At 64.6% G+C, this 5,000-nt stretch carries 6 protein-coding genes; 3 read left to right on the forward strand and 3 right to left on the reverse strand.

Going from position 1 to position 5,000, the window contains the following annotated elements; all coding sequences use genetic code 11:
- Positions 1-228 precede the first annotated feature (228 nt).
- Entirely contained in the window at positions 229-348 is a 120-nt protein-coding gene (locus CLG85_RS26750; protein ID WP_260350332.1) for an H-NS family nucleoid-associated regulatory protein, read from the reverse strand.
- Positions 349-444: 96 nt separating this feature from the next.
- Here CLG85_RS26750 and CLG85_RS26755 point away from each other — a divergent pair, with 96 nt between their 5' ends.
- Positions 445-1,461, forward strand: coding sequence for a hypothetical protein (locus CLG85_RS26755; RefSeq protein WP_260350333.1), 1,017 nt, complete (start codon positions 445-447; stop codon positions 1,459-1,461).
- A complete protein-coding gene (locus CLG85_RS26760) occupies positions 1,409-2,578 on the forward strand; it encodes an FG-GAP repeat domain-containing protein (protein WP_260350334.1) in 1,170 nt (389 codons plus the stop codon). The genes CLG85_RS26755 and CLG85_RS26760 overlap by 53 nt, the downstream gene beginning before the upstream one ends.
- A gap of 175 nt (positions 2,579-2,753) precedes the next feature.
- On the opposite strand, the gene CLG85_RS26765 is transcribed toward CLG85_RS26760, so the two are convergent.
- Both CLG85_RS26765 and CLG85_RS26770 read right to left on the reverse strand, forming a co-directional pair.
- On the reverse strand, positions 2,754-3,899 hold the full coding sequence (locus CLG85_RS26765) for an HPP family protein (RefSeq protein ID WP_260350335.1): 1,146 nt from the start codon (positions 3,897-3,899) through the stop codon (positions 2,754-2,756).
- Between the two features lie 53 nt (positions 3,900-3,952).
- Entirely contained in the window at positions 3,953-4,708 is a 756-nt protein-coding gene (locus CLG85_RS26770; RefSeq protein ID WP_260350336.1) for a sulfite exporter TauE/SafE family protein, read from the reverse strand.
- Between the two features lie 90 nt (positions 4,709-4,798).
- Here CLG85_RS26770 and CLG85_RS26775 point away from each other — a divergent pair.
- A partial coding sequence (locus CLG85_RS26775) for a GntR family transcriptional regulator (protein WP_260350338.1) occupies positions 4,799-5,000 on the forward strand: 202 nt, incomplete at its 3' end.

A 5,000-nucleotide genomic window follows, 5' to 3' on the forward strand; every position in this document is an offset into this window, starting at 1 on the left:
CCTGTGCAGTCAGGGATCGGCAGCTTCAAGCGAGGGAGAGTTCCGCCGCCATTTGATGGCCATCGCGGCCTTCCTGAAGGTCATCGGAGGCGATGAAGACATGACCTGTTTTGGCGTTGAACCATTTGACAGTACCGGTGAGACATTGCTGTCTCTCATGAGGGGCGAAATAGTGGTGCGATGTTGGTCCGCGCTGGGGCGCAGGGACGGGCTCGCGCAACTTCGCAATCAGATCCCGAAGTCTTCCACGCTTTTCCCATCTGCGATTGCTTCGAAAAGCCACGCAGGCTTGCGCCCGCGGCCGCTCAAGGTGATTTCTGAGTTTTCAGGGTGGGGGTGACGATACACGGCAAGGGAGCTATTGACCTGGCCCAGTCAATCGCCGAGGCTCGGTGCATATTATTTAATCGGTTTTGAGTCGTCCATTTTTTCAGGGAGGCATCAATGCCCATGTCGCTTTCTCAGCTATCCATATTCGACTTTCCGAATTTTTCTCCAGCGGCCAATATTTCTTCCGGCGCTCGGACCGAAGCGGAATCTCTTTCGATTGGCCTTGGGTTTCAGGTCAAAAGCAACCCCCATCCGTCGGGCGGAAAATACCTGGAAGCCAATGCGCAGGGGTCGCAGGCGGGCGGGATTTTCTCCGGTGTCAGCGGCTATTATGACCTGGGTCTCGGCTACTTCGACGAGAGCGACGGCAGCGCCTACATGGAGATCCTGGTGAACGGCGCGGTGGCGGCCGCGTTTGAATGGGACGACCCCAGCGGCACGGCGATCGTCACCGCCGCGGCTCGCCGCGAGTACGTGATATCGGATCTCGAGCTGCACCATGGGGACGTCATCGAAATCCGCGGCGCTTCCGACGGGGGCGAGCCGCTCAGAACCGATTACCTTGATCTCAGCGAAGGCACGCCGCTGGAAACCGCCCAGAGTTTCGACGTCGAGGCCGAGAGCCTCCATATCCTCTCGGGCTTCGCGGTGGTCCGCAATGGTGCCGCCTCGGGGTCGCAGGTCTTGCAGCATGGCTCGAGCACAGTTGCCCGCGCAAGCTACACGATGGAGGAATCCGGAACTTTTGACCTGACAATCAACTACTTCGATGAAACCGACGGGGTTTCGGAGCTGTGGGTATCAGTCAACGGAAGAGAGATCGACCGCTTCGATTGGGACGGAACCTCGGGCAGCGCCCTAGCCAACTCGGCAAGCAAGGCGGCGCGACTGCTCGCGGGGCTCGAGCTCAGGGCGGGGGATGTCATCGAGCTCGCCGGACATGGCGACGGCGGCGAGCCGCTCCGGATCGACAGCCTTTCGTTCGAGGCCAAGGGCGCCGTGGACCCCGAGCCGGTGTCGCCTCCCGACATCTGGTACGAGGACGGAGACTATGTGGTCGTTGCGCTGAATGACGGGCATGGGGGGGTTCACGGAAGTGGTGACCGGCATTCCCACCGAGGTGACCTATGACACCATCGCGCGGGGTGGCGCGTCCTTCATGAGCGCCGATCTGAACGGCGATGGGCTGAATGATTTCATCAAAGTCACCCATGCGGGACCGGATCTTCCGGACATCCCCCAAGGCGATTGGCAGGTCCCCTACAGCTTCACGGTGACGACAGAAGTCTATCTCAATGAAGGGAATGCCAGCTTTTCCTTGAGCGAAACCTCTCAGGAAACCGTCTCCCTCAATATTCAGGACTATGCCGCCTACGATCCGGATCTTCCGGACAACCTGTTCAAGGCCTATGCCGCCGGGGATGTGGATGGTGATGGCGATATCGACTATCTCGCCTCCAGCTATCTGGGCGAGTCCGTCTATATTTTTGAGAATGACGGCACCGGTGCCTTTTCCGTCCAAGCACGCAGCTATCTCGAACAGGGATATTCAGGTAATGAGGGCCGGCTTGCCGATATGAACGGCGACGGGTTTCTCGATGCCATCCTCTTGACCGGCTACGATCGCAACAGCATTTACGTCATGGTCAATGACGGCAGCGGCCAGTTGACTGATGTCTCGTCCTCCATGCCGGCGGAAGCTCCGCCCGGAAACCCTCAGGTTGTCGATCTGGACCTGGACGGCGATCTAGACGTGATGTTGACCGCTGGCGGGGATGGGCGCGGCATCTACACCTATCTGAACAATGGTACGGGGCAGGCATCGCGAGGGCCTGCACTGATCCCGCAGGGCGACTCGTCGAGCGGCGTCGGCGCGGCAGCGGCGGCAGACTTCGACGGCGACGGCGACATCGAAATGGTAACCGCCGCCTATATGGACGAGGACTACGGCGCGCCAAGGGGACTGCGGCTCTACGACATTGTCGAAGGGGCAGACGGGCTCGAGTTCGAGGAGCGCTCCTATGACCCCACCATCGTCGGAAGCGTCTACGCGCCGGCGGATTATGACGGGGACGGAGACATCGACCTGCTCGTCCAGGCCGCCGGCAACAGGATGCTGGTGAACGACGGCACCGGGCACTTCTCGCTGAGCGCGCCGATCGTGCCGGGTTTCGTGACCACGGAATATTCCTGGGTGCCACGGGTCGAGACCGGCATCTTCCACAGCGCGGATGAATTCGTGTTCTAGGGGGAATAGGCGCATGCATGGTGCTTGTTATTGAGAAGTTTACATGTCGCCCCATAGATAGGGCGCAGGTCTCGGATTTGAGCTGAAAAGCTCATCTCTTGCCACCTCCCTGTTGGACTTCGGCCGAGCTTGTCTCGGCCTTTTTTTTGTCTGCAGCCTTTTTCCTGCGGCGATCTCAGCGGTGCCGCAGCGCCTGCCGCGCCAGCGCCGCGATCAGATCCGTGCGCGTGACGATGCCGACGATGCGTCCGCGCTCGAGCACCGGGATGGCATCGACGTCGCCATCCGCCATCATCGGCAGCAGCGCGGCGACAGGTGAGCCGCGCGTCGCGCGCGGGCCGGCGACATTCATGATGTCCGAGGCGGTCACCGGGGTCTCGCGCCCGAGATCGACGAGCCGCCGGAAGGCGGGCAGGAAGCCGCGTTCGAGCCGCTCTGCGTCCTCGCGCGCGCGGGTGATCAGGTGGATCTGGAAGATCACCCCGAGAAACCTCTGCTCCGGCCCAACCACCGGCAGCGAGGCGAACCGATGCCGCCGGAACAGCTCGGCGACCTCGGCAAGGGTGCTGTCGCCGCCGACGGAGACCAGATCGCGCGACATGATGTCCTCGGCATTGAGCGGGCCTGCATGGTGGCTCGCGGCTTGCAGTTCGGCGGCGCCGATGAGCCGGGCCAGATCCTCGACCCCGAGGTTGAACGACTGTCGGTAGCGCTCCAGCAGCCCGGAAAGCTCTGTCTCCGAGAGCCCGAGACGCTCGGAGGGGCTGCGGTCCCCGGTGCCGTGCTGGCCGGGGGCGTCGAACTGCCGGAACGGGTAGTGCCGCCCGGTCAGCCGGGCGTAGAGCGCGGCGAGCACGACCAGTGCGGCGGTGCCCGCGGCGATCGGGGTCAGGGCGAACCAGAAGCCGAGATGGTCGATCGCCTCGGGGCTCATGGCGGCGGTCATCGCCACCGCCCCCGCCGGCGGATGCACCGCGCGACACAGGATCGTCGCGGTGATCGCCAGCCCCACGGCGAGCGCGATGCGCAGCGCCGGATCGGCGACCAGCAGGCAGGTCGCAACGCCCACCAGCGCCGCGACGGTATTGCCGACCATGGCGGACCAGGGCTGGGCGAGGGGGCTGTTGGGCACTGCGAAAAGCAGCACCGAGGTCGCGCCGAAGGGCGCGACGAGATAGAGCCCGAGGCTCAGGTCGATCTGCGGCGAGAGCAGGACCAGCCCGGTGACGCCGAGGCCGAGCAGCGCGCCGAAACCGGCGCGGAGCGCCTCGCCGAGGGAGACGCGCGCCACGGCCGGCCCGAGGGAACGGAGAATGTGCATGGGGGATTGCCTTCTGTGCCTGCCGCGCAAAAGGTCAGCATTCTGCGAAAAGTTCAACCGTAGGCCTGCGCGAAGAAGACGATGGTGGTGACCAGCCCGACGGTGACGATGAAGGTCCGCAGCAACGACAGGTCCTGCACCCTGCGGGACATATGCGCCCCGACGTAGCCGCCCGCGGCGCAGCCAAGACCGGTGACGACCAGCGCGCTCCAGTCGATAAGCCCGGCAAGGCTGTAGGTGACGACCGAGACAGCCGACAGCACCAGCGAGGCCAGCGTCTTCAGCCCGTTCATCCGGTGCAGGTCGCTCATGCCGATGAGTCCGAAGGCGGCCAGCAGCAGGATCCCGAGCCCGCCGTTGAAATAGCCGCCGTAGATCGAGACGAGCAGCAGCAGCGTCAGCGAGACCGCATCGGGCAGGCGGCGCCCCGAGGCGAGCAGCCCGCGCAGCAGCGCGGGACCGGCGGCAAAGGCCAGCGTGGCGATCAGCAGCAGCCAGGGAATGACGTCGGAAAACAGGTCCTCGGGGGTGACCAGCAGCAGCAGCGCGCCAAGGGTCCCGCCAAGCATGGCGGTGACGACGAGCGCGCGCAGGCTTGGCCCTTCTCCTGCCTGGATGTCGCGGCGATAGGCCCAGCTGCTTCCGGCATAGCCGGGCAGGGCGGCGAAAGTGGCGGTGGCATTGGCCATGATCGGCGGCACGCCGACCCAGACCAGCGCGGGAAAGGTCAGGAATGTGCCTCCGCCCGCGATGGCGTTGAGCGCGCCCGCGCCGAAACCGGCAAGGGCAAGGATGGTCGTGGTCAGCATCTGGGTCCTCCTCGAGAGCGGCGCGGTGTTGCATGGCATGGCATTGGTCTGCAAATTGGTCTGGGTTTGGCCTGGAGCGGGAGGCGCGGCATGACATCGAAGCGGGGGCAGGCGGTCCTGTCGGAACTCCGCGGGCTGGTGGCCGATCTGACCACCGAGGTCGGCGCGCGGCTGCCGCCCGAGCGCGAGTTTGCCCGCCAGCTCGGCTGCAGCCGCGAGACGCTGCGCGGCGCTTTGCAGGTGCTCGAGCGCGAGGGCGCGCTCTGGCGGCACCTCGGGCAGGCACCTTCTG

This window comes from Alloyangia mangrovi (genome assembly GCF_002300555.2).
Classification (GTDB): domain Bacteria; phylum Pseudomonadota; class Alphaproteobacteria; order Rhodobacterales; family Rhodobacteraceae; genus Salipiger; species Salipiger mangrovi.

Bases quoted from the DNA above. Each gene is read 5' to 3' on its own strand.
- CLG85_RS26755 (WP_260350333.1), top strand. From the start codon at position 445: ATGCCCATGTCGCTTTCTCAGCTATCCATATTCGACTTTCCGAATTTT.
- CLG85_RS26760 (WP_260350334.1), top strand. From the start codon at position 1,409: ATGGGGGGGTTCACGGAAGTGGTGACCGGCATTCCCACCGAGGTGACC.
- CLG85_RS26765 (WP_260350335.1), bottom strand. From the start codon at position 3,899: ATGCACATTCTCCGTTCCCTCGGGCCGGCCGTGGCGCGCGTCTCCCTC.
- CLG85_RS26770 (WP_260350336.1), bottom strand. From the start codon at position 4,708: ATGCTGACCACGACCATCCTTGCCCTTGCCGGTTTCGGCGCGGGCGCG.